This window comes from Pseudomonas sp. W22_MBD1_FP4 (genome assembly GCF_052113765.1).
GTDB classification, from domain to species: domain Bacteria; phylum Pseudomonadota; class Gammaproteobacteria; order Pseudomonadales; family Pseudomonadaceae; genus Aquipseudomonas; species Aquipseudomonas sivasensis.
The window spans coordinates 459,980-482,375 of record NZ_JBGQOI010000001.1 but is presented as its reverse complement, the minus strand read 5'-3'; the positions used below and the strand labels follow the sequence as shown (position 1 = coordinate 482,375).

General features: G+C 59.3%; 28 protein-coding genes. 10 read left to right on the top strand and 18 right to left on the bottom strand.

The features are described 5' to 3' along the window. Nucleotides 1-205: 205 nt before the first annotated feature. The 4 genes from ACEN2T_RS02300 to ACEN2T_RS02285 form a co-directional block, all read right to left on the bottom strand. The gene (locus tag ACEN2T_RS02300) at nucleotides 206-499 is read right to left on the bottom strand and encodes a hypothetical protein (protein ID WP_442116223.1); all 294 of its coding nucleotides are present in this window, start codon (nucleotides 497-499) and stop codon (nucleotides 206-208) included. A gap of 317 nt (nucleotides 500-816) precedes the next feature. Then, nucleotides 817-1,428, bottom strand: a complete 612-nt coding sequence (locus ACEN2T_RS02295; protein WP_442116222.1) for a LysE family transporter — start codon at nucleotides 1,426-1,428, stop codon at nucleotides 817-819. A 73-nt stretch (nucleotides 1,429-1,501) separates the two neighbouring features. Further along, the gene (locus ACEN2T_RS02290) at nucleotides 1,502-2,293 is read right to left on the bottom strand and encodes a helix-turn-helix domain-containing protein (protein WP_442116221.1); all 792 of its coding nucleotides are present in this window, start codon (nucleotides 2,291-2,293) and stop codon (nucleotides 1,502-1,504) included. Nucleotides 2,294-2,305: 12 nt separating this feature from the next. Then, nucleotides 2,306-3,589, bottom strand: a complete 1,284-nt coding sequence (locus ACEN2T_RS02285; RefSeq protein WP_099602524.1) for an arsenic transporter — start codon at nucleotides 3,587-3,589, stop codon at nucleotides 2,306-2,308. A gap of 230 nt (nucleotides 3,590-3,819) precedes the next feature. On the opposite strand from ACEN2T_RS02285, the gene ACEN2T_RS02280 reads away from it, so the two are divergent. The 4 genes from ACEN2T_RS02280 (at nucleotide 3,820) to ACEN2T_RS02265 (ending at nucleotide 5,636) form a co-directional block, all read left to right on the top strand. Beyond that, on the top strand, nucleotides 3,820-4,035 hold the full coding sequence (locus ACEN2T_RS02280) for a hypothetical protein (RefSeq protein WP_003191339.1): 216 nt from the start codon (nucleotides 3,820-3,822) through the stop codon (nucleotides 4,033-4,035). Nucleotides 4,036-4,106: 71 nt separating this feature from the next. Then, nucleotides 4,107-4,802 (top strand): AzlC family ABC transporter permease, encoded by a 696-nt coding sequence (locus tag ACEN2T_RS02275; protein WP_032885718.1) that lies wholly within the window; start codon nucleotides 4,107-4,109, stop codon nucleotides 4,800-4,802. Next, on the top strand, nucleotides 4,799-5,110 hold the full coding sequence (locus tag ACEN2T_RS02270; RefSeq protein ID WP_032885717.1) for an AzlD domain-containing protein: 312 nt from the start codon (nucleotides 4,799-4,801) through the stop codon (nucleotides 5,108-5,110). Before ACEN2T_RS02275 ends, ACEN2T_RS02270 begins: the two co-directional genes overlap by 4 nt. Nucleotides 5,111-5,282: 172 nt before the next feature. Then, nucleotides 5,283-5,636 (top strand): hypothetical protein, encoded by a 354-nt coding sequence (locus ACEN2T_RS02265; protein WP_095184714.1) that lies wholly within the window; start codon nucleotides 5,283-5,285, stop codon nucleotides 5,634-5,636. Nucleotides 5,637-5,780: 144 nt separating this feature from the next. On the opposite strand, the gene ACEN2T_RS02260 is transcribed toward ACEN2T_RS02265, so the two are convergent. The 11 genes from ACEN2T_RS02260 to ACEN2T_RS02210 all read right to left on the bottom strand — a co-directional run bounded on the left by ACEN2T_RS02260 (nucleotide 5,781) and on the right by ACEN2T_RS02210 (nucleotide 15,499). Then, nucleotides 5,781-6,485, bottom strand: a complete 705-nt coding sequence (locus ACEN2T_RS02260; RefSeq protein ID WP_032885715.1) for a YoaK family protein — start codon at nucleotides 6,483-6,485, stop codon at nucleotides 5,781-5,783. Nucleotides 6,486-6,554: 69 nt separating this feature from the next. Beyond that, complete coding sequence (locus tag ACEN2T_RS02255) at nucleotides 6,555-8,177, bottom strand: ABC-F family ATP-binding cassette domain-containing protein (protein ID WP_442116220.1); 1,623 nt, start codon at nucleotides 8,175-8,177, stop codon at nucleotides 6,555-6,557. Between the two features lie 124 nt (nucleotides 8,178-8,301). Next, on the bottom strand, nucleotides 8,302-9,330 hold the full coding sequence (locus tag ACEN2T_RS02250) for a DNA topoisomerase IB (protein WP_442116219.1): 1,029 nt from the start codon (nucleotides 9,328-9,330) through the stop codon (nucleotides 8,302-8,304). A gap of 72 nt (nucleotides 9,331-9,402) precedes the next feature. Then, nucleotides 9,403-10,482 (bottom strand): molybdenum ABC transporter ATP-binding protein, encoded by a 1,080-nt coding sequence (gene modC, locus ACEN2T_RS02245; RefSeq protein WP_442116218.1) that lies wholly within the window; start codon nucleotides 10,480-10,482, stop codon nucleotides 9,403-9,405. 5 nt (nucleotides 10,483-10,487) lie between these two features. Further along, complete coding sequence (gene modB, locus ACEN2T_RS02240) at nucleotides 10,488-11,168, bottom strand: molybdate ABC transporter permease subunit (protein ID WP_442116217.1); 681 nt, start codon at nucleotides 11,166-11,168, stop codon at nucleotides 10,488-10,490. After that, nucleotides 11,169-11,927, bottom strand: coding sequence for a molybdate ABC transporter substrate-binding protein (gene modA, locus ACEN2T_RS02235; protein WP_095184717.1), 759 nt, complete (start codon nucleotides 11,925-11,927; stop codon nucleotides 11,169-11,171). Between the two features lie 117 nt (nucleotides 11,928-12,044). Next, a complete protein-coding gene (locus ACEN2T_RS02230; RefSeq protein ID WP_442116216.1) occupies nucleotides 12,045-13,103 on the bottom strand; it encodes an NAD(P)H-dependent flavin oxidoreductase in 1,059 nt (352 codons plus the stop codon). A 106-nt stretch (nucleotides 13,104-13,209) separates the two neighbouring features. Next, nucleotides 13,210-14,256, bottom strand: a complete 1,047-nt coding sequence (gene ada, locus ACEN2T_RS02225) for a bifunctional DNA-binding transcriptional regulator/O6-methylguanine-DNA methyltransferase Ada (RefSeq protein WP_442116215.1) — start codon at nucleotides 14,254-14,256, stop codon at nucleotides 13,210-13,212. A gap of 75 nt (nucleotides 14,257-14,331) precedes the next feature. Then, nucleotides 14,332-14,997, bottom strand: coding sequence for a DNA oxidative demethylase AlkB (gene alkB, locus ACEN2T_RS02220; protein WP_442116214.1), 666 nt, complete (start codon nucleotides 14,995-14,997; stop codon nucleotides 14,332-14,334). Nucleotides 14,998-15,001: 4 nt separating this feature from the next. Then, the gene (locus ACEN2T_RS02215) at nucleotides 15,002-15,166 is read right to left on the bottom strand and encodes a hypothetical protein (protein ID WP_095184721.1); all 165 of its coding nucleotides are present in this window, start codon (nucleotides 15,164-15,166) and stop codon (nucleotides 15,002-15,004) included. 30 nt (nucleotides 15,167-15,196) lie between these two features. Further along, on the bottom strand, nucleotides 15,197-15,499 hold the full coding sequence (locus tag ACEN2T_RS02210) for a DUF1883 domain-containing protein (protein ID WP_003173824.1): 303 nt from the start codon (nucleotides 15,497-15,499) through the stop codon (nucleotides 15,197-15,199). A gap of 213 nt (nucleotides 15,500-15,712) precedes the next feature. On the opposite strand from ACEN2T_RS02210, the gene ACEN2T_RS02205 reads away from it, so the two are divergent. Both ACEN2T_RS02205 and ACEN2T_RS02200 read left to right on the top strand, forming a co-directional pair. Beyond that, entirely contained in the window at nucleotides 15,713-16,066 is a 354-nt protein-coding gene (locus ACEN2T_RS02205) for a hypothetical protein (protein ID WP_032885707.1), read from the top strand. Between the two features lie 22 nt (nucleotides 16,067-16,088). Next, entirely contained in the window at nucleotides 16,089-16,319 is a 231-nt protein-coding gene (locus ACEN2T_RS02200) for a hypothetical protein (protein WP_032885706.1), read from the top strand. 7 nt (nucleotides 16,320-16,326) lie between these two features. Here the strand turns inward: ACEN2T_RS02200 and ACEN2T_RS02195 are convergent, their stop codons facing one another. Both ACEN2T_RS02195 and ACEN2T_RS02190 read right to left on the bottom strand, forming a co-directional pair. Further along, entirely contained in the window at nucleotides 16,327-16,608 is a 282-nt protein-coding gene (locus ACEN2T_RS02195) for a hypothetical protein (RefSeq protein WP_032885705.1), read from the bottom strand. Nucleotides 16,609-16,751: 143 nt separating this feature from the next. After that, a complete protein-coding gene (locus ACEN2T_RS02190; RefSeq protein WP_003191311.1) occupies nucleotides 16,752-16,937 on the bottom strand; it encodes a hypothetical protein in 186 nt (61 codons plus the stop codon). A gap of 310 nt (nucleotides 16,938-17,247) precedes the next feature. Here ACEN2T_RS02190 and galU point away from each other — a divergent pair, with 310 nt between their 5' ends. Then, complete coding sequence (gene galU, locus ACEN2T_RS02185; protein ID WP_003212579.1) at nucleotides 17,248-18,087, top strand: UTP--glucose-1-phosphate uridylyltransferase GalU; 840 nt, start codon at nucleotides 17,248-17,250, stop codon at nucleotides 18,085-18,087. 99 nt (nucleotides 18,088-18,186) lie between these two features. After that, nucleotides 18,187-19,545, top strand: a complete 1,359-nt coding sequence (gorA, locus tag ACEN2T_RS02180; protein ID WP_442116213.1) for a glutathione-disulfide reductase — start codon at nucleotides 18,187-18,189, stop codon at nucleotides 19,543-19,545. On the opposite strand, the gene ACEN2T_RS02175 is transcribed toward gorA, so the two are convergent. Continuing rightward, on the bottom strand, nucleotides 19,546-20,553 hold the full coding sequence (locus ACEN2T_RS02175; protein ID WP_181643478.1) for a DNA-binding protein: 1,008 nt from the start codon (nucleotides 20,551-20,553) through the stop codon (nucleotides 19,546-19,548). A 170-nt stretch (nucleotides 20,554-20,723) separates the two neighbouring features. Here ACEN2T_RS02175 and ACEN2T_RS02170 point away from each other — a divergent pair, with 170 nt between their 5' ends. After that, nucleotides 20,724-21,656, top strand: coding sequence for a site-specific integrase (locus tag ACEN2T_RS02170; protein ID WP_179178952.1), 933 nt, complete (start codon nucleotides 20,724-20,726; stop codon nucleotides 21,654-21,656). A gap of 133 nt (nucleotides 21,657-21,789) precedes the next feature. After that, a complete protein-coding gene (gene ahpC / locus ACEN2T_RS02165; protein WP_032885701.1) occupies nucleotides 21,790-22,353 on the top strand; it encodes an alkyl hydroperoxide reductase subunit C in 564 nt (187 codons plus the stop codon). Nucleotides 22,354-22,396 lie beyond the last annotated feature (43 nt).

Below are 22,396 nucleotides of genomic sequence, written 5' to 3'. Positions count from 1 at the left end.
AAACATACCCGGTACTTACCTGAATACAGGCGAGCAAAAGCATGCCGAGCCGCGGACTTCGCGATCGGTTTTATTAAAGTGTTCACATAACTTCTATAACGCCCGCCAACAGCGCGTTAGTTAACTAACGTGCAGCGGGCTACGACTGGATGCGTTCATAAAGAACTCCAGGGAATTAATAAGAAAGTTGCTGTTTTCAGCCAGGTCAGGCGGCGCGAGCGCTCACATACAGACCGAGCATCAAGCCAGCGTGAGCCAGGCTGGAAACCTTCGGTCTCTGCGGGTCTTGAGGGTCGGCATGTTCCCAGTGCTGCATCAATTGGCCGCTTTGCGGGCAGATACGCCAGTGCGCCAGCGGTCGGGCTGGATGCACTTGAGGGGAGGGTGCAACAAAGGCCGAGCGGGCAGGGCAAAAGCCTGCGGGTGCTCGGCCTGGCTTGGCGCGCAGGGCAGCGGCCAGCGTGCGTACATCGGGTAAAACAAGGAGTTGGAAGGTCATAACACACCTCGGGACCGGACGGGCATCCGGTGAGGCAGTTACGGTGGAGCATCAAGCTCTAGCGCAGCTTACCGGACCGGGGAGACGAGTCCTGTCATATTCTGGGTTTGGCGCCCGACGCCCGCAAATGCGGTGCTCGGACAGCGACTAGATACTGTGTCCATTGGCTTCTTTTGTGAGGTTTAAAAAAGGCCCCAGTTGCGGGCAGGGGCAATCTACTCAGACAGTTACAAAATGTCAACGCATGATTAATTAAACTGACCAGTATTCAGACTTCATTCAGACAAAACGCATTGGAAGTTGTTGGCTATATAACTTCATATACCGTGCGCGGCGAGAATCGCCAGATATATCAATACCAGCCCGCAGGCGCCATAACTGATGCGTTGCCACATGGGCGAAGCGTTTTTGCGTAGCAGGTTAACCAGCGCCGCGATCAGAAAGCAGGACAACACCGATGCCAGCATGAAGCCTGCAAAAAACATCAAGGTTTGCCCATGGCTGGGCGTGGCGCCGACAATGCCAGACAAGGCACTGCCCAATGCCCCCCAGTAAACAATGTTCTTCGGATTGGCCAACGAGATCGCCGCGCCCACCGCCAAGGCATTCTGCCCGGAGCTGGCCGGTGCGCTGCCGGCTTCAGGCAACTGCCAGGCGTCGATCAGGCTACGCACGCCGAGCCACGCCAGGTACAGCGCGCAGACAATGGTCAGCGGCACACGCACGGCGTCGTGCTGGATCAGCAGGGCAATGCCGGTCAGGCCGATCACGGCCCAGACGGCGTCACCGACCAGTGAGCCGATCTGCACCATCAGCGCGGGAGTAAAGCCATGGAGCAAGCCGCGCCGTAAGGTCTCCGCCAGCACGGCGCCAGGGGAGAGGCAAAACACAAAACCGAATACCAGCGCGTAGAAAAAGATCGTCAACATGCCCGCGTTCCTTCAATTGATGGGGGCAGTGTGAGGCGCAGGTTGGAGGGTGTCTTGAACCAGATTGCGCAGTTCAACGTTTCACGACGCTCTGGTAACGACCCGGGGTCATGCCGTAAGCCGCGCGAAAATGCCGATTGAGGTGGCTCTGGTCGGCAAACCCGAGGTCATGGGCGACGTCCGAGGCTGGCGCGCCCATGCGCAACAAACCCTTGGCGCGACGGGTGCGCAGTTGCATGGCCCACTGCCGAGGACTTAGCCCGGTGGCTTTCTGAAAGGCGCGCAGCAGGTGGAACTTGGACAGCCCCAACTCATCGCCGAGGTGGTCCAACGGCAGGGATTGATGCAGGTGCGCCGCCAGCAACTCCTGGGCGCGGCTGACCATGGGGTTAGCCGTGGCAGGGGTGCTGGGCAGACGCACGCCGCTGATCGCGACCACCTCTCCCAGCAGCGACACCAAGGCGTCTTCGTTCAGCTCGCGAACCAAGGCGTCGGCGCTCAATGCGCCTTTCACCGCCGCCGCCAGGCGTTGCGCGAGCAGCGGTTGAAAACATAATGGGCGATCAAACTCCAGGTGCGCCAAGCCCAAGTCCGCGGCCAATTGATCCGCCGTGACGTAGAGGCTGACGAACTGCCAAGGCGCGCCATCCGCCGCACCGCCGCCTTGAATCTGCCCTGGGTTGTACAGCGTAATGCTGCCCGGCCCGGCGTCGAATTCCCTGCGGTCCAGCCAGACGTTCTCCTCGCCCACCAGGTTCACGCCGATCACACACTCGTCGTGACTATGGCGAGCGAACGTCAGGCCGGTGCAAACCGTGCTGCTGACTTCGTAGTTGCCAAGCCAGGCGTGTTGCAGGGCTTTCATCGGCATTCTCCGTCAGATACTCAGACGCAGGGCGAGGGCGGCGAGGGTGACCAGCAGCACCGGCAAGGTCAGCACAATCCCGACCTTGAAGTAGTAACCCCAAGTGATGGTGATGCCTTTTCGCGCCAGGATATGCAACCACAGCAAAGTGGCGAGGCTGCCGATGGGGGTGATTTTCGGGCCCAGGTCGCTGCCGATGACGTTGGCGTAGATCATCGCATCCTTAACCACGCCCACGGCATGGCTGTGCTCAATGGACAACGCGCCGATCAGCACTGTGGGCAGGTTGTTCATGACTGACGACAGCAAGGCCGTCAGCACACCGGTGCCCATGGCCGCGCCCCACACGCCGTACTCGGCGAAGGTGTCGAGCCAGGTGGCGAGGTAATCCGTGAGGCCAGCATTACGCAGGCCGTAGACCACCAGGTACATGCCCAAGGAAAAGATCACGATCTGCCACGGCGCTTCCTTCAGCACTTTGCGCGTGGAGATCTTATGGCCCTTGGCGGCGATGACCAGTAAGAGCACGGCACACACGGCGGAAATCGCACTGATGGGAATGCCCAGTGGCTCAAGCGCGAAACAGCCGATCAACAGGATGCCCAGCACCCACCAGCCAGCGCGGAAGGTGGCACGGTCGTGGACAGCACTGGCGGGGTCGGCCAGGTCGGCGGGGTCGTAGGTTTGCGGGATATCGCGGCGGAAGAACCACAGCAACACCGCCAGCGTGGCCGCGACGCTGACAAAGTTGACCGGAACCATCACCGCCGCATATTCGTTGAAGCCGATCTTGAAGTAGTCCGCCGAGACGATGTTCACCAGGTTCGATACCACGAGTGGCAGGCTTGCAGTGTCGGCGATAAAGCCTGCACCCATGACGAACGCCAGGGTCGCCGCCGGCGAGAAACGCAGGGCCAGCAGCATCGACATGACAATCGGAGTAAGGATCAGTGCCGCGCCGTCATTGGCGAACAGCGCCGACACCAGCGCACCGAGCAGCACCATATAGGCAAACAAGCGACGGCCGCGTCCACGGCCCCAACGCGCCACATGCAGCGCGGTCCAGGCGAAGAAACCGGCTTCATCCAGCAACAGGCTGATGATGATCAGCGCGACAAACGTGCCGGTGGCGTTCCAGATGATGTGCCATACCACGGGGATGTCCGAAAGGCTGACCGCGCCGCAGGCGAGGGCCAGGATCGCGCCCAAGGTGGCGCTCCAGCCGACGCCAAGCCCCTTGGGCTGCCAGATAACCAGGACGATGGTGGCGATAAAAATAGCAACGGCGACAAGCATGAATTAACGCTCCGGTGGCTCAGCGGCAGGTGCTGGCCCGTTGTGGTCTGCAACCATGGCGGGTTGTATGAAGGGGGTTAGGGAATATACGTATTTCCCGATATTTCAGCCAAACCTTGTTTCAATTGACGTGGATCAAACACCGACAAATCAACCACAAGTGATTGAAATTAAAATGAAACACGAATGTCCTAAAGTGCCCGCCCATTGCTGAAGAAGGAAGACCCCGCGTGACCCGTGCCACTCGTAACCTGCGCAAGACCCTGGATTCCGTCGCGGAAAATAACGAAACCGCGGCGTTTGACCTGATGCGCGCCGTCGAAAAGCTCGGCGATGAAGTGCTGCGTCAACGCTTGCTCAATACGATTCATCGTCTGAACCAGGACGCCTACGAATTGCGTGAAGCTCGCGACTCGGTGGAGCAGGTCTCTGTAAAGCTCGCTTGAGCAAGATCGTTCAAGACAACTCCCTGATTACGCTGGCATGCTTGTCGACTGTCTGTCGATGAGCCGTCTCCATGCCTACTGCCTTACCTCATTACGCCTTCGCTCGCGGCGCCATCGCCGTTATTCCCCTGTCCCTGGCGTGTGCCCCTTGGGGGCTGCTGGCCGGCTCCATGGCCATCGATGCTCAATTCACCCCGCTGCAGGCCCAAGGCCTTTCCGCCATTGTGTTCGCCGGTGCTGCGCAACTGGTTGCCATCGGGATGGTCAAGAGTGGCGCCAGCCTGATTTCCATCGTGCTGACCACCTTGCTGCTGACGTCCCAGCATTTGCTGTACGGCATGCATATGCGCCCCACGTTGTCGGCACTTAATAGCCGTTGGCGCATGAGCCTGGGGTTTCTACTGACCGATGAGTTCTTCGCACTGGTCAGCCACTATGATCGCCAGACCTTCAATCGCTGGTATGCCTTGGGCGTCGGCCTGACGTTTTATATCGCCTGGAACCTGTTCACCCTGGCCGGCATCGTGTTGGGCAAAAGCATTCCCGGTCTTGATCAACTGGGCCTGGAATTTTCCATCGCCGCGACTTTTATCGCTCTGATAACTCCCGTTGTGCGGGATGTGCCGACCGTGGTCTGCGTGGCGGTGTCGCTGCTGTGTTCGGTGTGGCTGAGTTTCCTGCACTGGGAGTCAGCAGTGGTGGTGTCCGGCGTGCTGGGCATGAGTGCAGGGTTTGTCTGCAAGCGATTGGGAGTAGGGCAGCGATGATTTACCTGATGATTGTGGCCATGGGCCTGGTGGTATTTCTCAACCGCTACCTGTTTATCGAACCGCGCCTGCCGGTGCGCCTCAACCGTGGCGCTCGGGAGTTTCTCGGGTTTGCCGTGCCAGGGATGCTTACAGCGATTTGCGGGCCAATTATTTTTCTCGCTGACCATCAGCTCAACCTGAGTCCGGCCAATCCCTATTTGCTGGCGGGTATCAGTGCGGTCGCGTTGATGTTCTGGACGCGCAATGTGCTGCTTACGGTGCTGCTGAGCATGGCGTTGTTCTATCTGTTCCGCTGGTGGCTCTGAAGCGCAGACAAAAAAAAGCCCGCGGGAGGGCGGGCAGAAGGGAGACTTCTAAAAATGAGCCAAGCCACTATAGATGGCACGCTCCTGCGTCACAGTGAAACAAAGTTCATCCAGGCGTCAGTCAGCTGCGCGGCAATGCTACAGTCGCGTTTTTTTTCATGGAGGCGATGGCATGCACAAGGTGGTAATGGGCGCATTGGTATTGGCGGCACTGACCGGCTGCGCAGGTTCGAAGATGAACGAAGCCCGTTCGGGAGCCCCCTACAAGACTCTGGCATCGGACAAGGCCACCCTGGTGGTTGCCGAGTGCATCCAGTTTGGCTGGCAGGATGAAAGCGTGTTTGGCGTCGATGCCGGCGGCTTCAAAGAGCCGAACGGGGCGGGTGGTTTCACCGTCTACACCACCGGTGGCGATTACTTCGTCGACGTGCAAAGTGCGGGTGCCGGATCGTCCGTCAAATACTACGCCGCCGAGGATGAGATGCCTGCCAAGCGTCGTTTGGCCGCGCTGGCGACTTGTCTGTAGTCCCTTGCCTTAGTCTGTTTAGGAAACGCCCGGCGGGACAGCCGCCGGACATTCGCTTATCATTCTCACTGCTCGCCCGGCTTGATGGCTCTTTACCAGTACAAGGACGTCGAGGCCAAATTGTCGGGCGAGCATCTTTTCCCCTTATCGCGGCATGAAACCCAAGTGCCAGCGACGAGGGATCTTCAGTGACACCACCCCCAACACCCCAGCCAACACAGCGCTGACCAGCAACGCCTTCAGGCCCATCTGCTGCTCCAGCAACGCGCCGATCACGGCCCCCACAAACATGCCGCCCCACGGGATCAACTGCACCCGCCAGCCATTGCGACGCTCGCCCAGCATCCAACGCCCGAGGCCACGGCCAAAACGAGACAACGCACCCGTGACGTAGGTAAGGCCTACGGGCAAACCGTTGACCTCTTCGACGGCCGCATTAAGCATGCCCATTGCAATGATCGCTGCCAGCAACGCGGGCAAGGTATCGTCTGACGGCCACAGCGCGCCTGCGCACAACAACGCAGCAATACACAGCAGCAAAGGTAGGGCATGCCGCTTGCCAAAACGACTCACTACTACGCCCAATGCGTTGCCGACCACGAAGGTGGCGACCAGCAATAACAATCGCGCCGTCAGCCCCAAGTCCCCGGCACTGATTGCCACCGCAAGGCGCGTAGTGTTGCCGCTCATGAACGAAACGAAGTCGCCGCTGGCCATAAAACCGATGGCGTCGGTCATGCCCGCCAGCACCGAAAGACTGGCCACCAGCATCATGCCGACCCGGCCGCGCCAACGCTGTCGATGGGCAAGTGCAGCATTGACGTAAGGCTTTCGGGACGAAGGCAGCATAGGACCGGGCTCCACGGTGAGATTATCCGGCCACTACGGTAGGGCGCTTTGACCACGCATGCAATGACCTCAGGCAGCTTCCAGGCGCCAGCCCTCCTGCGTCCAGTTCAAGCGGTGCGTCGGCCCGATCGCCTGCACAAACGCTTCATCATGCGACACCACCACCATCGCTCCGCTAAACCCTTGCAGCGCCTGCTCAAAAGCCCTCACCGATTCCAGGTCCAAGTGATTGGTGGGCTCGTCGAGCAGCAACAGTTGCGCGGGCACGTGGCGCCACAGGGCAATCGCCATCGCTGCTTTCAAACGTTCGCCGCCGCTGAGTTGCACCGCGGGTTGTGTCACGCGCAGGGCGTCCAGTTGCAGCAAGGCCAGGCGCGCACGCAACTCGGCTTCGGTCAGCGGCGTACCGAGCAGGTTGAGCTGTTCGATGATCGAGCGCTGGTTGTCCAGCAGGGTGAGATGCTGATCAATGTAGACACTGGGCACGTGCACGCTGCATTGCCCCGTGACCGCTTGCCATTGGCCAGCCAACAGCTTGAGCAGCGTGGACTTGCCGCAACCGTTCGGCCCATGCACCGCGACACGTACCGGGCCTGTGAGGTGCATGTTGACGCACCTCGCGGGCAGCCACGGCAGTTGGGCATCGATTAAGGTCGCGACTGTGCGCCCGCTGGGCACCGTCGACGCCGGTAATGCGAGCAACGTTGTCGACTCATCCTGTACCCGCTCGTAAGCCTGGCGCACCTGGCTGTCCAGATCTTCTTTGCGGTGCCGATGGGCGCTGCGTACGGTGCTGACGATTTGTGTGGCCGCGCCTTTCCAGCGTGCCTTGGTGAATCGGTCAATGTTGGCGACTTGCGCCTGCTTGCGGGAGTGGGCTGCGTTGCGTTGCAGGCTGTCGTGGTCCTTTTGCAGGCGCTTGCGTTCGCGGCTGCGCTCCAGGCGTGCGTGGTCCAATGCGGCGACAGCGGCCTGCTGTTGGTTGTCTCGTTGCACGCGATAGGCATCGTAATTACCGCCATACACCCGCACGCCGAGGGGCGACAGATCGATGATGCGCCCCAGGCTATTGAGCAACTGCCGATCATGGCTGACCACCACCAGGCCGCCACGCCAATCAGCCAGAACCCGCAGCAGCCACGTGCGGCCTGCGCTGTCGAGGTGGTTGGTGGGCTCATCAAGCACCAGCAACTGCGGCGCAGACAACAGCGCACCGATCACCACAACCCGCGCCAGTTGGCCACCGCTGAGTTGCTCGGCAGGCGTGCTGGCACTCAGCTGTAACAACCCCGCTGTATCCAAAGCGCTGCGTAAGCGGTCGGCGAGGTCCCAGCGTTCATTGATCAATGCCAGATCTTCCACGCTGGCGGTGCCTTGGGCCATGCGCTCCAACGCCGCCAAGGCGTCTGCGATTCCCGTGAGTTGGGCGACGGTATCCCCCGGTTCGACGACAACCGCCTGTGGCACATATGCCACGTTTGGCGGGCGATCCAGCGCGCCGGAGGAGGGTGAAAGCAACCCGGCGATCAGCTTGGCGAGAACACTTTTGCCCCGGCCATTGCGCCCCACAATCCCGGTGGGCGTAAGGTCAATGGACAGCGTGAGGTCTTCCAGCAGGGTTTCGCCGTTGGCGAATTGGAAAGACAGGTGTTGCAGGGAAACCAACGCGGGCAGCCGGTTGACGTGAGTCATCAGCACCTCCAAAGCAATGTCGAACAGGCCAACAAGCACGCCAGGCGGCTCGTTGCAGGTACATTCTGGAAGGCTTAGTGGTTCACGTCGGCGGTCATCCCATAGGGCAGAAAGGAGACAGAGCCTAACTCGCCTTGGCGAGCTGTTCAAGGAACATGGCCAGTGCGACTTCCTCAGCCTTAAGCCCTTTGCGCACCCGAGGCTTGGGTAAGGTGTGCAGTTCGCCCAGGCTGAAATGCTCCAGCACTGCTGGATGGATATAGCACTTGCGGCACACTGCCGGTGTATTCCCCAACTGCCGGGCCACGTCCTTGACCATGGCCACCACATGCCGTTTGGCGTCGGATTCCGGCTGCCATTCCAACTCACGCAACACGGCGAGCGCCATGGCGGTGCCGGCCCAGGTGCGATAGTCCTTGGCGGTGAAGTCGGCGCCGGTGAGGCTGTGCAGGTACGCATTTACATCATGGGAACTGACGGTGCGCCGCTCGCCGTCTTCGTCCAGATACTGAAACAGATCCTGCCCGGGCAATTCCATGCAGCGCTTGACCACGTTCGCCAAGCGTCGATCCTTGACGCTGACCTGATGCTCCACGCCGCTTTTGCCGCGAAACTGGAACTGAATCTCGCTGCCCTTGACGTCCACATGGCGGTTACGCAGCGTGGTCAAACCGTAGGATTTGTTGTCGCGTGCGTACTGGGTATTGCCGACTCGGATCAAGGTGGCGTCCAGCAGCATCACCACCGTGGCCAGCACTTTTTCTCGGGTGAAACCGGGTTCGGCCAGTTGCGCTTCCAGCTGCTTGCGCAGCTTGGGCAGTGCGCTACCGAACGCTTCCAGGCGTGAGTATTTGTCGGTGTCGCGCACTTCGCGCCAGCGTGGGTGGTAGCGGTATTGCTTGCGTCCACGGGCGTCGCGTCCGGTGGCTTGCAGATGGCCACGCGGGTCGGCGCAGATCCACACGTCGGTGTAGGCGGGCGGGACGGCGAGGGCGGTCAGACGTTTGATTTCGTCCTTGTCTGTGATGCGCTCAGCCTTGGCATTGAAATACTGGAACTTGCCGCGCACATGTTTGCGGCGAATGCCGGGCTGGGTGTCGTCAACGTAATGCAGGTCGCGGGGCAGGTCAGCGGGGATCGCGGAGTCAGGCATAGCGGGTTCCTTGGCAACAAATCAGGCCGGTATGTCTGATTGACCACAGCGTTTTGCGGTCGTGCCAAATGGTTACGCCAGTACCGCGACTGCCTTGATTTGTGCCCACAGCGTCTGGCCCGGATGCAGGTGCAACTGGTCGCGGGAGAAGCGGGTGATGCGCGCCAGCAGGGGCGTGCCCTCGGCTTCCAGGCGTACAAGTACGTGGGCGCTGTTGTCTGCGGGTATTTCCTGGATGACCGTTACCGGCAAGCGGTTGAGGATGCTGCTCGGTTCCGATCCTTGCAGGCTGAGGCTGACGTCTCGCGCCTGCACCTTGACCCGCAGCGCTTTGCCCACGGCCAGCGGTGCATGGGCCACGCGCATGGACAGGGCGCTGTCGGGCAGATGCAGCGTCAGCAACTGATAGTCCGCGTCATAGGCACTGACGGTGCCGTTGATCACCACGCCGGCATCGTCGCCCCGCGCCAACGGCAGGTCGAGCCGCGCCAGGGTTTCGCCGATCGGGCCGCTGGCCAACGCCTTGCCGTCACTGAGCAGGACGATGTGGTCCGCCAGGCGCGCGACTTCATCCTGGGCATGGCTGACGTACAGCACCGGGATGTCCAGTTCGTCGTGCAGGCGTTCCAGGTACGGCAGGATTTCATTTTTTCGCTGGCTGTCGAGGGCGGCCAACGGTTCATCCATCAACAGCAGTTTCGGGCTGGTGAGCAAGGCGCGGGCGATGCCGATGCGCTGGCGTTCACCGCCGGACAAGTGCTGGGGGTTTCGCTCAAGGAGGTGACCGATCCCCAACAGCTCCGTGGCCTGGGCCGTGTCCACCCGGCGCTGCTGGGGGGGAATGCGTTTGAGACCAAACTCCAGATTGGCCCGCACCGACAAGTGCGGGAACAGGCTGGCCTCCTGAAACACATAACCCAGCGCGCGTTTATGGGGCGGCACGAACAACCCGCTGCGGCTGTCTTGCCAGACGTCATCGTTGACCTGGATAAAACCGTCGGCGGCGCGCTCCAGCCCGGCGATGCAGCGCAGACAGGTGGTCTTGCCGGAGCCGGAATGCCCGTACAGCGCGGTGACACCACGCCCTGGAAGATGGAGGTCCACCTCCAGGGCAAAGCCGGAATAGTTGAGTTGCAGGCGTACATCAATCATCGACATCAGCTCCAGCCTATCTTGGTTTTACGGCTGGAGTAGAGCGCCAGCAACACGAGGAACGCGAACACCACCATGGCGCCGGCCAACCAATGGGCCTGGGCGTATTCCATGGCTTCAACATGGTCGTAGATCTGCACCGAGACCACGCGGGTCTTGTCCGGGATATTGCCGCCGATCATCAGCACCACGCCAAACTCACCGACAGTGTGGGCAAATCCGAGGATCGAGGCAGTGATAAACCCCGGGCGCGCCAGGGGCAGGATGACCGTAAAGAACGTATCCCATGGATTGGCGCGTAAGGTCGCGGCCACTTCCAATGGGCGAGTGCCGATGGCGGAGAAGGCGTTTTGCAACGGCTGCACCACGAACGGCATGGAATAGATCACCGAACCAATGACGAGCCCGGCGAAACTGAAGGTGAGGGTGCCCAGGCCGAGCCATTGGGTGAGCTGCCCGAAGTAGCCATGGGGGCCCATGGTCAGCAGCAGGTAAAAGCCGATTACCGTGGGTGGCAACACCAGCGGCAGGGCCACTATCGCGCCGATGGGACCGCGCCACCAGGAGCGGGTGCGCGACAGCCACAGCGCAATTGGAGTGCCGATGACCAACAGGATCACGGTGGTCAGTGACGCCAGTTTGATGGTCAACCAGATAGCGGAAAAATCGGCACTCGATAGGGGCATTTATTTGGCCAGCTCGTAACCGTAGGACTTAATGACGGCAGCGGCTTTCGGCCCTTTGAGGTACTCGACCAGCGCTTTGGCAGCGGCGCTGTCTTTGCCTTTGTTGAGGATCACCGCGTCTTGTTTGATCGGGTCGTGCATGGCTGCGGGCACAATCCACGCCGAACCGCTGGTGACTTTGCCGTCTTTATAGATCTGCGACAAGGCGACAAAACCCAGCTCTGCGTTGCCGGTGGACACGAACTGGAATGCCTGGGTGATGTTCTGGCCTTCGACGAGCTTGTCCTTGACCTTCTCGGTCAGGCCTTCTTTCGCCAGTACTTGGGTCGCGGCCAGGCCGTAAGGTGCGGCTTTCGGGTTGGCGATGGACAGGTGCTTGAAGTCGTTTTTCTTCAGGACTTCACCCTTGGCGTCCACATAGCCGTCTTTGGCCGACCACAGCGCGAGGGTGCCCACGGCGTAGGTGAAGCGCGTGCCTTTGACGGTGTCGCCTTCGCTTTCGAGTTTTTGCGGGGTGGTGTCGTCGGCGCTGAGGAACACTTCAAACGGGGCACCGTTCTTGATCTGGGTGTAGAACTGCCCGGTCGCGCCGTACGCAGCAACCAGCTTGTGGCCGGTGTCTTTTTCGAAGTCGGCGGCAATAGCCTGGATCGGCGCGGTGAAGTTGGCGGCGACGGCCACTTGCACCTCATCAGCGTGGGCGGAGCCGAAAGAGAATGCAGCGACCAGCAAGGCAAGGCGTGAGGCGTGAATCATCATGAAGCAGCTCCTTGGGATGTACGGCTTGTTCTAGGGAGAAGGGCTAACCGCTATGTATTGGAATATATAGCGGTTAGCCATCGCCGGTACAGCGCAAAGTTGCCACCTATTTCTGGGCTATTTAAGTTTGGCCAGCGTTTGTTCGGCCAGTTCGCGGGTCAGGTCGTAGGTCGTCATGTCTTTGCCAAGGCGCAGTGCCTGGCCTGACCACAGGTTGCTGAAACCCGCTTCATCCTTGGCCTTGAGGGGCATCAAAGCGCCGCCAGCACGCGGAAACGCGGGTGCTGCCGGGTTGATTGCACCCAGTTCACGCATCACCCGGTTGACGATGCCTCGCGCCGGACGGCCGGTGAACAGGTTGGTCAGCGCAGTTTCGCTGGCCTGTGCGTGACGCAGTGCGCGGTGATGGGACGCGCTGACCGTCGCTTCAGGCGTGAATAAATACGCGGTGCCGATTTGTACCGCGCTCGCCCCCAAGGCAAACGCCGCGACAATGCCCCGTGCATCGCCAACACCACCGGCGGCAATCACTGGCACCTTCACGGCGTCGACGATCTGGGGTAAGAGGGCGAACAGACCTATCTGCGTGTTGAGGTCATCACTGAGGAATAATCCTCTATGCCCGCCGGCCTCACTGCCCATGGCGATAATTGCGTCGCAACCGTGCTGTTCAAGCCAAACGGCCTCTTCCACGGTGGTGGCCGACGACAACACCCGGGCGCCGGTGGCTTTTACCCGTTCCAACAAGGATGTTTCCGGCAGGCCGAAGTGGAAACTGACGACTTCGGGTCGGAATTCTTCCACTACCCGGCAGGCAGCGTCGTTGAACGGGGCGCGGTCACTGAAAGGGGTAGGCGCCTCAAAGTCAGCGCCCAATTCACGGTAGTAAGGCTCCAGCAACGCCTTCCAGCGGCGATCCCGCGCTTCATCTGCTTCGGGCGGCTGGTGGCAGAAGAAGTTGACGTTGATAGGGCGGGCGCTGGCGTGGCGAATAGTGATCAGCGCCTCGCGCAATTGCTCGATACTCAGTGTCGCCGCAGGCATTGAGCCGAGTGCACCGGCTTGGCAGGCCGCAATGACCATTGCAGCGGTAGTGGCACCGGCCATGGGCGCCTGAATGATGGGCAGGTCGATGCCCAATAGGTCGAGAATGCGCGTGTCTGGCCAGTTGCTCATGGGGTGCGTCTCCAGCGATCGTCGGACTTTTCGCTGTTTTAGCAGGGCATCCGCCGTGCGGCCAGTCCGTTTTATTCACTGGACGACGTTGCGTTTTCGTGCGGGTTTAGTGGTCGCGTTCACGGTCGAGCAATTGCTGCTTGCGCTCAACGCCCCAGCGATAGCCGGACAGATCACCATTGCTGCGTACCACGCGGTGACACGGAATCGCGACCGCCAAACGGTTAGCGCCGCAGGCCTGGGCTACAGCCCGGAACGACTTGGGCGCGCCAATGCGCTCGGCAATTTGCCCATAGCTCGCGGTGTCGCCTACCGGTATATCGCGCAACGCCTGCCAGACCCGTTGCTGGAATGCGGTGCCGCGCAGGTCCAACGGCAAATCCAGCCCGAGGGCGGGTGCCTCGATGAAACCTACGACGTGTGCGATCAGCTGTTCGAAGTTGTGGTCGGCTCCCACCAGGTCAGCGTTGGGAAACTGGTCTTGCAGGTCACGCACCAGTTGGTCCGGCTCATCCCCTAGCAGGATCGCGCACACCCCGCGGCTGCTCTGGGCCACCAGAATCGAACCCAGTGAACATTCTCCGACAGCAAACAGGATTGCACTGTTGGTGCCGCCGGCCTTGTAGTCACTGGGTTTCATCCCCAGCAACTGGTCGGCTGATTCATAAAAGCGGCTATTAGAGTTGAAGCCAGCGTCGTACAAGGCATTGGTCACCGTCTGTTTTGCCTTGAGTCCGTTGCGCACTTTTTGTGAGCGATGTGCGCTGGCGTAGCCCTTCGGCGTCAAGCCGGTGACGGCTTTGAAGATCCGATGGAAATGGAAAGGGCTCAGCCCGGCGAGGGTGGCGAGGGTGTTGAGGTTGGGTGGGATTTCTGCCTGCTCGATATGCCGGCAGGCGTCGGCCACCCGTTGTGCGTCTTGCGCGGCCCGTTGAGTCTGATCACCGGCGGCGCGTTTGCTGGGACGATAACCGGCTGCTTCGGCCTGCGCGGGTGTGTCGAAGAATTCGATATTTTCCGGGCGCGGCAAGCGCGAGACGCTGCTGGGACGGCAATACACGCCGGTGGTTTTCACACCGTAGACGAACAGCGTGTCGGCCTTGGAATCACGGGCGAGTATCGCCGCCCAGCGCGGATCTTGTTCGGTAGTCATGTTCGGCACTCTTGACGGATCCCGGCCAGATTAGCCGTGCCGCGCCGGTCAGGCACTCCGAAGCTTGCGCTCAAATTAGCCAGCGGTGCGAAAAGTCAGGTTGATGCGTTGCGGGCCCATGATCGGGTGCACGCCTTCCTTGATCGGCATCACACCATGAAAACGCAGGCGATCAACGCCGCCCCAGACAACCACGTCGCCATGGAACAGCGAGACCTTTTGGGTTTTGTCACTGCGCTGGTGTCCACCAAAAAGGAAAATCGCCGGTAACCCCAGCGAAACCGACACCACGGGCGCGCTGTACTGACGTTCATTCTTGTCTTGATGCAGCGACATTTTGGCGCCTGGTACGTAGCGGTTGATCAGGCAAGCGTCGGGCGCGAAGTCGATAAACCCGGCGTCTGCCGCCGCCAGGACGGCAAGTTGTCGCAAAACATCGGGCAGTGCCGGCCACGGTTGTTGACTGCGCGGATCCAGCGGGCTGTAGCGGTAACCGCTGGTGTCGGTGGTCCAACCCAGGGCGCCGCAACTGCTCAGCGCCGCGGACATGGTGAAACCACCAGGGGTGACCATTTGCCGAAACGGGGATTGAGCCAGCACGCGCCGCAACTCGGGCAGAAGCCGCTCAATCCACGGCAGGGCGAAGCCCCGAAATACGTAGGACTGTTCACCAATTTGCTCGCGCCCCGCGGGTTGTTGCAAGGCGTCATCGGCGAAAAGGTCGGCTGTGGGGCCGGGCATGCTCTTACAGCGCCTTGCTCACGTTGATGTCGGTGATCACATCACTGGCATCATGGATTTTCGCCAAAGCCTGCAAGGCCTCTTCCACGCTGTTGGTCGTCAGTTGGGCGAACTCAAAGCGGCGCTCGCCGTTGAGTTTGTACTTGATTACGTATTTGGTGGTGGTCACGGTGATTTCCTGTGGCGTGTTCGAATCAGCTCAGCTCAGCTTGGTGCTGGTGCGACGTACAATGCGAATCTTGTGGGACAGCGCGGGTTTGCGCGTAACGCTGATGGCGCGGCGGGTCACTACATCCAGGGTAATGTTCCAAAATCCGGTGCTGGGAGCAGTGATCTTGGCGGGAAACTTGTCGAACGCGCCGCCGTGGTAAGTGTGACGGCCGCCATTTTTAAAGCTGCGAAAATTCGCATCGCTCATCAGGCGGATATTGCAAGTCTGCGAGCATTCGATGACGACGATATCTCCCTCATTGAGGTGCTCGCGCTGGTGAATGAATTTCATGAGGGTGTCTCCAGAAGGGCTTTTTCTGAAAAATCAGAACGATACGTAGGTTAAGATGGAGTTTATCAGCCCCAGCGCGTTTATTATCGGCCTGTCTTCAACGTCGTCGACAATTTAAAACAGTTATTTACCGAGTAATCAGGGATAAATCCTACGTGGGCGGGAGAAAATTACCATCCCGGCTGTCGTAGGGTCTTTAAGTGGAGATTTTGTATGAAGTGGAGTGTGTTGGTTCTGGCCTTGGCGATAGGTGGGTGTGCTTCGGTTGCAGATATCAAGCAGACCCCACCGACGCTGGCGGTCATTTCCGGGAAGAAACCCCAGGAATACGCCGCGTGTGTGGTTCGGAAACTATCTACTACCCGCCGGCCGCCCCAGATCGAACCGCATAAGGACGGTGGCGTGCAGGTGATCGTTCCACAGAAGTTCTCGGCCGATCCTTCGGCGATTTTCGAAATTGACGAGCGTTCCAGTGGTAGCAGCATCAAGCTGTACGAGAGCATGTCCAACGTGCCGATCCGCCCGGGCGACGTAAAGAAGGCCGGGGAAGAATGCATTTCTGGCTGATGCCGTTGTGGAAAAATCAGATATGAAGCGTGAACACGTCCAAGCCCGGCATGCCGAGGGGCAAATCTCGGCGACCCATGTCATCCAGAATCCTGCCGACCTTGGCGAATGGATCGTGTTCTTCAAGAAAAGCGGGGGGCGCAGTTATTTCCTGGTCGATGATCAGGATGAGGTCGAATCCTTTGCCAGCCTTGATGAGCTGACCGAGATCCTAAGGGAGCTGGGCATCAAGTTTGCCGAGATCCACTTGTAGCCTGCAGTTACTTGCAGACCACCACCACACTGCGGTTTTTAAAATTGCCGACGTCCTGGCCCAAGGTCTTGTCGCTTTCCTTCAAGGATGGCGTGCCCTCTGTGCCGACGATGCGATAGCCGGTGCCTGCGCAGGAGGCGTCGGCTTTTTCGTAGCAGCTGGCCCAAGAGTTGGCTTCGCCGGAGCAGTCGATGGTCAGGCCTTGCTCGCCGTTTTTTAGGTAGACATCGGAAGTGGTGGTGCAGCCGGCAAGCGCCAGTACCGCAGTCAGTGCCAGAAGTTTGTTCATGAGTGTTCGTCGTCGAGGGTGTGGGAAGGGCGCTGACACTGTCGTGGGGCGTTTTCGGCAGATTATAGCGAACTGCCATCTAGGTACAGATAAACACAAAAAAAGCCCCTTGAATCGGGGGCTTTTTGCGTAGGCCTGTAGGCTTACTTGGTCTTCGGTCGTTTGCTCGACGCGTGGCCCGCTTCATCCACAAACACTTCGGCTACGGCAATCGCCATGCTCTCGGTCTCGAAAACGCCCGCGACGCTGTCGCCGTGGAAGTTGATCAGGTGCCAGCCGTCTGCTCGCTTGGTGATCAGGTAGCCGTTCACGCCTTTGGGTTCTGACATCTATTAACAATCTCGCGGTCTGGTTCAAGGTCATCATGATAGCGCCAAATGCCGAGCAGCCGCGCAAGTTATTCCAAGGCAGTGTTCCGGCCTTGAAAGCGTGCTAAAAGGGTTTACGCTCTTTTAAACAGGGGCGCGGGGGCATTTTTTGCCGTGGCGGTGCAAACGTTCTTCGTAAGATAAGTGGAACTTACGCCGACATTTTTTCTCTATGTTGACATCGCAACGCCAGCAGGACCCATTGTAAGGTGACTGCGGCGTGATTAGACTGCGCCGAATTCCGTACGCACAGCCCTTTGTAAGGACTTATATGATCAAGAAATGCTTGTTCCCAGCAGCCGGTTACGGCACTCGCTTCTTGCCAGCGACCAAGGCCATGCCTAAAGAGATGCTGCCGGTGGTAAACAAGCCACTGATTCAGTACGGCGTCGAAGAGGCATTGGATGCCGGTCTGAACGAAATCTCCATCGTTACCGGTCGTGGTAAACGCGCCCTGGAAGACCACTTCGACATCAGCTACGAGCTGGAAAACCAAATCAAGGGCACCGACAAGGAAAAATACCTGGTCGGTATCCGCAAGCTGCTGGACGAGTGCTCGTTCTCCTACACCCGTCAGACCCAGATGAAAGGCCTTGGCCACGCCATCCTGACCGGTCGCCCGCTGATCGGTGACGAACCGTTCGCCGTGGTGCTCGCGGACGACCTGTGTGTGAACCTGGAAGGCGACGGCGTACTGACCCAAATGGTCAAGCTGTACCAGAAATACCGTTGCACCATCGTTGCGGTTCAAGAAGTTGATCCTCAAGAGACCAACAAGTACGGCGTGATCGCCGGTGACGACATTGGTGATGGCCTGATCCGCGTACGCGACATGGTTGAGAAGCCGGCGCCTGAAGATGCACCGTCGAACCTGGCGATCATCGGTCGTTACATCCTGACTCCGGACATCTTCAAGCTGATCGAAGAAACCGAGCCAGGCAAGGGTGGTGAAATCCAAATCACCGACGCCCTGTTGAAGCAGGCCAAAGACGGTTGCGTGATCGCGTACAAGTTCAAGGGTCGTCGTTTTGACTGCGGTGGCGCCGAAGGCTACATCGAAGCAACCAACTTCTGCTACGAGCACTTCTACAAGACTGGCAAGGCTTACTGATTCACGCTTGCCCGCTGCTAAAAAGCCACCTTCGGGTGGCTTTTTCGTTTTTCAGCCCCATGTAAGTCGGTATGCTGATGTCCTGCCGAGGAGAGTGAAATGGCCTACGATTTTGATCTGTATGTAATTGGCGCCGGTTCCGGCGGTGTTCGTGCGGCGCGCTTTGCTGCGGGCTTTGGCGCCAAGGTAGCCGTGGCGGAAAGCCGCTATTTGGGCGGCACCTGCGTTAACGTGGGCTGCGTACCTAAGAAGCTGTTGGTGTACGGCGCGCATTTTGCCGAAGACTTCGAGCAGGCCAGTGGCTTTGGCTGGTCCCTTGGGGAGGCGAATTTTGATTGGGCGACGCTGATCGCCAACAAGGATCGCGAGATCAACCGCCTCAATGGCATCTACCGCAACTTGCTGGTCAACAGTGGCGTGACCCTGCATGAAGGGCATGCGCGCTTGGTTGATCCGCATCAAGTGGAGATCAATGGCGAGCGTTTCACCGCCAAACACATCCTGATCGCAACTGGCGGCTGGCCGCAGATTCCGGATATTCCAGGGCGTGAGCACGCCATCGGCTCCAACGAGGCGTTCTTCCTTAAAGAGCTGCCCAAGCGCGTGCTGGTGGTTGGTGGTGGTTATATCGCCGTTGAGTTCGCGGGTATTTTCCATGGGCTGGGTGCTAAGACGTCGCTGCTGTATCGCGGCGATCTGTTCCTGCGTGGTTTTGATGGTGCGGTGCGCAAGCACCTGCAGGAAGAGCTGACCAAGCGTGGCCTGGACCTGCAATTCAATGCCGATATCGAACGCATTGAAAAACAAGCCGACGGTAGCCTTAAGGCCACCCTGAAGGATGGTCGTGTACTGGAAGCCGATTGCGTCTTCTACGCCACGGGCCGGCGTCCGATGCTGGATAACCTGGGGCTGGAAAACACAGACGTCACGTTGGATGAGCGCGGCTTTGTTCAGGTCAATGACCTGTACGAAACCACCGAAGCATCAATTCTGGCTATCGGTGATGTGATCGGTCGCGTGCAGTTGACGCCGGTGGCGCTGGCCGAAGGCATGGCTGTGGCGCGTCGCCTCTTCAAGCCTGAGCAATATCGCCCGGTGGATTACGCAATGATCCCGACGGCGGTATTCAGCTTGCCGAATATCGGCACTGTCGGCTTGACGGAAGAAGAGGCGAAAAAGAACGGCCATAAGGTGCAGATCTTCGAAAGCCGTTTCCGGCCAATGAAGTTGACCCTGACGGATTGCCAGGAGAAAACCCTGATGAAATTGGTGGTTGATGCCGACACCGACAAGGTGCTGGGTTGCCATATGGTCGGCCCGGACGCCGGTGAGATCGTCCAAGGCCTTGCGATTGCGCTCAAGGCCGGCGCCACCAAGCGTCACTTCGATGAAACCATCGGCGTGCACCCTGCGGCGGCGGAAGAGTTCGTCACCATGCGCACGCCTGTGGCGGACTGATCAGGCTTTAGGCGTTGCCTCTGGCGCCGTTGCAACGACGGCCGCCAGTCGCAATGCCTCGATACTGGCCTGAGCCTTGATAAGATCCAGTTCCAGGGTCTTGTTGGCGTGCTGGTGTTCGGTCAGCGCTTCCTGGCGTGACTGGCTTTCCAGCACGGCTACCCGCAGACGCTCTTGAAGTAGGGCGCGCTCGCTATCTATCTGGTTCATCTGTTCGCTCAGCTTCGCCTGCTGCGCTTGATCTTTGCGGGTTTGCTCCTGCAGCGTCGTCAATTCCTTCGCCGTCACCCGATGTTCGATCAGTAGGCGCTCGTTGTCGCGATGCAGTTGAGTGATCTCATCCTGGCGCACCATAGCGCTTTGTTGGGCCTGGCGCAGTTCCGCCTGTACCTGCTGCAGCTGGCCTTCATGGCGCCGCTGCTCCTGCTCGCGTTGCTCCTTGATTGCATTGCGGTAGTGCTCCAGCGCGTCGCGGGCGTGAAGGTGCTTTTCTTCCAGTGAGCGAATCTGTTCGTCCTTATCGCTAATCCTCAGCTCGTAATCACTGCACGCCTGGCTAAGCCCTGCATTACGGGTTTGCTCGGTCTGAAGACTGGTACTGGCTGTTTGCAGCGCAGCGCTTTCTTCTGCCAGCGCCGCGGCCTGAATATCGAATTGCTGCTTGAGTTGGCCGTGGGCCTCTTGAAGCGCGTCGAGCTCGGCAAGCAGGGCAGCTTTCTGCTGTTCGAACTGCGCCAAGGCCAGGTCAATCGGCTCTTGAGCCTTCTCTTTTAAGCGCTGAGCCAGTCGCGAAACCAGTTCACCCAGCTCGTCGTCAATCGGCGCTTCGGTGATGGTTAGGCGACTTTCGCTGTCGTCCAGCTCCTTCAGGTAGCGATGGATCGTGGTTTTCGAACCGGTATTGCCCATTTCGATGCGTACTGCGTCGATGCTTGGGTTCTCGCCGCGGGCAAGGATCGCCAGGCGTGCCGTTTGAACTACTGCTTTGTTTATGCCGCCGCGAGCCATGGGGTCTCCGTCGATTTAGTATTGTGGTACATGGTATGTATATACGTACTATATCACGAATATAAAGTCCTTAAAAATCAAGCTTTCTCAGATGGGATATTGGCGTATTATCCCGCGTCATAAGCGCTTCACGCGCAGAAACGCATGCCCGCAGTACGAATAGGCCTCCCATGAGCGATCTTGATCGTTATCTCAACGCTGCCACCCGCGACAACACACGCCGTAGCTACCGCGCGGCGATTGAGCACTTTGAAGTCAGCTGGGGCGGGTTTCTGCCGGCCACCAGTGACAGCGTGGCGCGCTATCTGGCGGCCCATGCGGGCGTGCTTGCGGTTAACACACTGAAGCTGAGGCTGTCGGCGCTTGCGCAATGGCACACCAGCCAGGGGTTCCCCGACCCGACCAAAGCCCCGGTGGTGCGCAAAGTGCTCAAGGGGATTCGCGCCGTGCACCCTGTGCAGGAGAAGCAGGCCGAGCCATTGCAGCTCAAGCATTTGGAGCAGGTGGTTGCATCGCTTGACGCTGAAGCGCAAGAGGCAGCCCACGCACACGATCAGCCGCGCCTGCTCCGTGCCAAGCGCGACACCGCGTTAATCCTGCTCGGCTTCTGGCGTGGCTTTCGTAGCGATGAGTTGTGTCGACTGAGCATTGAACATGTTCAGGCCACACCCGGAACCGGCATCAGCCTGTACCTTCCGCGCAGCAAAAGTGACCGCGACAACCTCGGCAAGACCTATCACACGCCTGCGCTGCTGCGCCTGTGCCCCGTTCAGGCCTACAGCGAATGGCTCAGCGCAGCGGCGCTGGTGCGTGGTCCGGTATTCCGGGGCATCGACCGTTGGGGCAACCTGGGCGAGGAGGGCTTGCACCCCAACAGCGTGATCCCGTTGTTGCGTCAGGCGCTGGAGCGCGCAGGCATCGCCGCCGAGCAGTACACCAGCCATTCCCTGCGTCGGGGCTTTGCCACCTGGGCCCATCGCAGCGGCTGGGATTTAAAGTCGTTGATGAGTTACGTCGGCTGGAACGACATGAAATCCGCCATGCGCTATGTTGAAGCGACGCCCTTTCTTGGCATGACATTGGCCACTCAACCGCTGCTTTGAGATTTCTTCTATTAATACAGTCTCCTGATAGGGAAAACCAATCGTCAGCATCAGGTTTGCCAATGAGCCAGCGTCGGAAAGAGTGGGTAGGATTCACCCCATCAACTTCTTAACCCCTGACGGAGAGTCAACGATGCCTATCATCAACAGCCAAGTAAAACCGTTCAAAGCTACCGCGTTCAAAAACGGCAACTTCGTAGACGTGTCTGATGCTGACCTGAAAGGTAAGTGGTCGGTGTTCTTCTTCTACCCAGCCGACTTCACCTTCGTTTGCCCAACCGAGCTGGAAGACCTGGCTGACAACCACGCCGAATTCCAGAAACTGGGCGTCGAAATCTACAGCGTTTCCACCGACACCCATTTTGCCCACGCTGCCTGGCACAACACCTCGCCAGCCATCGGCAAGATCCAATACACCATGATCGGCGACCCAACCCTGACCATCTCCCGCAACTTCGACGTGCTGATCGAAGAAGCTGGCCTGGCAGATCGCGGTACGTTCGTGATCAACCCAGAAGGTCAGATCAAGATCGTTGAACTGAACGACGGCGGTGTTGGCCGTGACGCTTCCGAGCTGCTGCGCAAAATCAAAGCTGCCCAGTACGTCGCTGCCCACCCAGGCGAAGTGTGCCCAGCCAAGTGGAAAGAAGGCGAGGCCACCTTGGCTCCGTCCCTGGACCTGGTCGGCAAGATCTAAGTCTATGAAGCATCAAGGGCGGGTTTCCGCACCTACCAAGTAA

Bases quoted from the DNA above. Each gene is read 5' to 3' on its own strand.
- ACEN2T_RS02300 (WP_442116223.1), bottom strand. From the start codon at position 499: ATGACCTTCCAACTCCTTGTTTTACCCGATGTACGCACGCTGGCCGCT.
- ACEN2T_RS02295 (WP_442116222.1), bottom strand. From the start codon at position 1,428: ATGTTGACGATCTTTTTCTACGCGCTGGTATTCGGTTTTGTGTTTTGC.
- ACEN2T_RS02290 (WP_442116221.1), bottom strand. From the start codon at position 2,293: ATGAAAGCCCTGCAACACGCCTGGCTTGGCAACTACGAAGTCAGCAGC.
- ACEN2T_RS02285 (WP_099602524.1), bottom strand. From the start codon at position 3,589: ATGCTTGTCGCCGTTGCTATTTTTATCGCCACCATCGTCCTGGTTATC.
- ACEN2T_RS02275 (WP_032885718.1), top strand. From the start codon at position 4,107: ATGCCTACTGCCTTACCTCATTACGCCTTCGCTCGCGGCGCCATCGCC.
- ACEN2T_RS02270 (WP_032885717.1), top strand. From the start codon at position 4,799: ATGATTTACCTGATGATTGTGGCCATGGGCCTGGTGGTATTTCTCAAC.
- ACEN2T_RS02265 (WP_095184714.1), top strand. From the start codon at position 5,283: ATGCACAAGGTGGTAATGGGCGCATTGGTATTGGCGGCACTGACCGGC.
- ACEN2T_RS02260 (WP_032885715.1), bottom strand. From the start codon at position 6,485: ATGCTGCCTTCGTCCCGAAAGCCTTACGTCAATGCTGCACTTGCCCAT.
- ACEN2T_RS02255 (WP_442116220.1), bottom strand. From the start codon at position 8,177: ATGACTCACGTCAACCGGCTGCCCGCGTTGGTTTCCCTGCAACACCTG.
- ACEN2T_RS02250 (WP_442116219.1), bottom strand. From the start codon at position 9,330: ATGCCTGACTCCGCGATCCCCGCTGACCTGCCCCGCGACCTGCATTAC.
- modC (WP_442116218.1), bottom strand. From the start codon at position 10,482: ATGATTGATGTACGCCTGCAACTCAACTATTCCGGCTTTGCCCTGGAG.
- modB (WP_442116217.1), bottom strand. From the start codon at position 11,168: ATGCCCCTATCGAGTGCCGATTTTTCCGCTATCTGGTTGACCATCAAA.
- modA (WP_095184717.1), bottom strand. From the start codon at position 11,927: ATGATGATTCACGCCTCACGCCTTGCCTTGCTGGTCGCTGCATTCTCT.
- ACEN2T_RS02230 (WP_442116216.1), bottom strand. From the start codon at position 13,103: ATGAGCAACTGGCCAGACACGCGCATTCTCGACCTATTGGGCATCGAC.
- ada (WP_442116215.1), bottom strand. From the start codon at position 14,256: ATGACTACCGAACAAGATCCGCGCTGGGCGGCGATACTCGCCCGTGAT.
- alkB (WP_442116214.1), bottom strand. From the start codon at position 14,997: ATGCCCGGCCCCACAGCCGACCTTTTCGCCGATGACGCCTTGCAACAA.
- ACEN2T_RS02210 (WP_003173824.1), bottom strand. From the start codon at position 15,499: ATGAAATTCATTCACCAGCGCGAGCACCTCAATGAGGGAGATATCGTC.
- ACEN2T_RS02205 (WP_032885707.1), top strand. From the start codon at position 15,713: ATGAAGTGGAGTGTGTTGGTTCTGGCCTTGGCGATAGGTGGGTGTGCT.
- ACEN2T_RS02200 (WP_032885706.1), top strand. From the start codon at position 16,089: ATGAAGCGTGAACACGTCCAAGCCCGGCATGCCGAGGGGCAAATCTCG.
- ACEN2T_RS02195 (WP_032885705.1), bottom strand. From the start codon at position 16,608: ATGAACAAACTTCTGGCACTGACTGCGGTACTGGCGCTTGCCGGCTGC.
- ACEN2T_RS02190 (WP_003191311.1), bottom strand. From the start codon at position 16,937: ATGTCAGAACCCAAAGGCGTGAACGGCTACCTGATCACCAAGCGAGCA.
- galU (WP_003212579.1), top strand. From the start codon at position 17,248: ATGATCAAGAAATGCTTGTTCCCAGCAGCCGGTTACGGCACTCGCTTC.
- gorA (WP_442116213.1), top strand. From the start codon at position 18,187: ATGGCCTACGATTTTGATCTGTATGTAATTGGCGCCGGTTCCGGCGGT.
- ACEN2T_RS02175 (WP_181643478.1), bottom strand. From the start codon at position 20,553: ATGGCTCGCGGCGGCATAAACAAAGCAGTAGTTCAAACGGCACGCCTG.
- ACEN2T_RS02170 (WP_179178952.1), top strand. From the start codon at position 20,724: ATGAGCGATCTTGATCGTTATCTCAACGCTGCCACCCGCGACAACACA.
- ahpC (WP_032885701.1), top strand. From the start codon at position 21,790: ATGCCTATCATCAACAGCCAAGTAAAACCGTTCAAAGCTACCGCGTTC.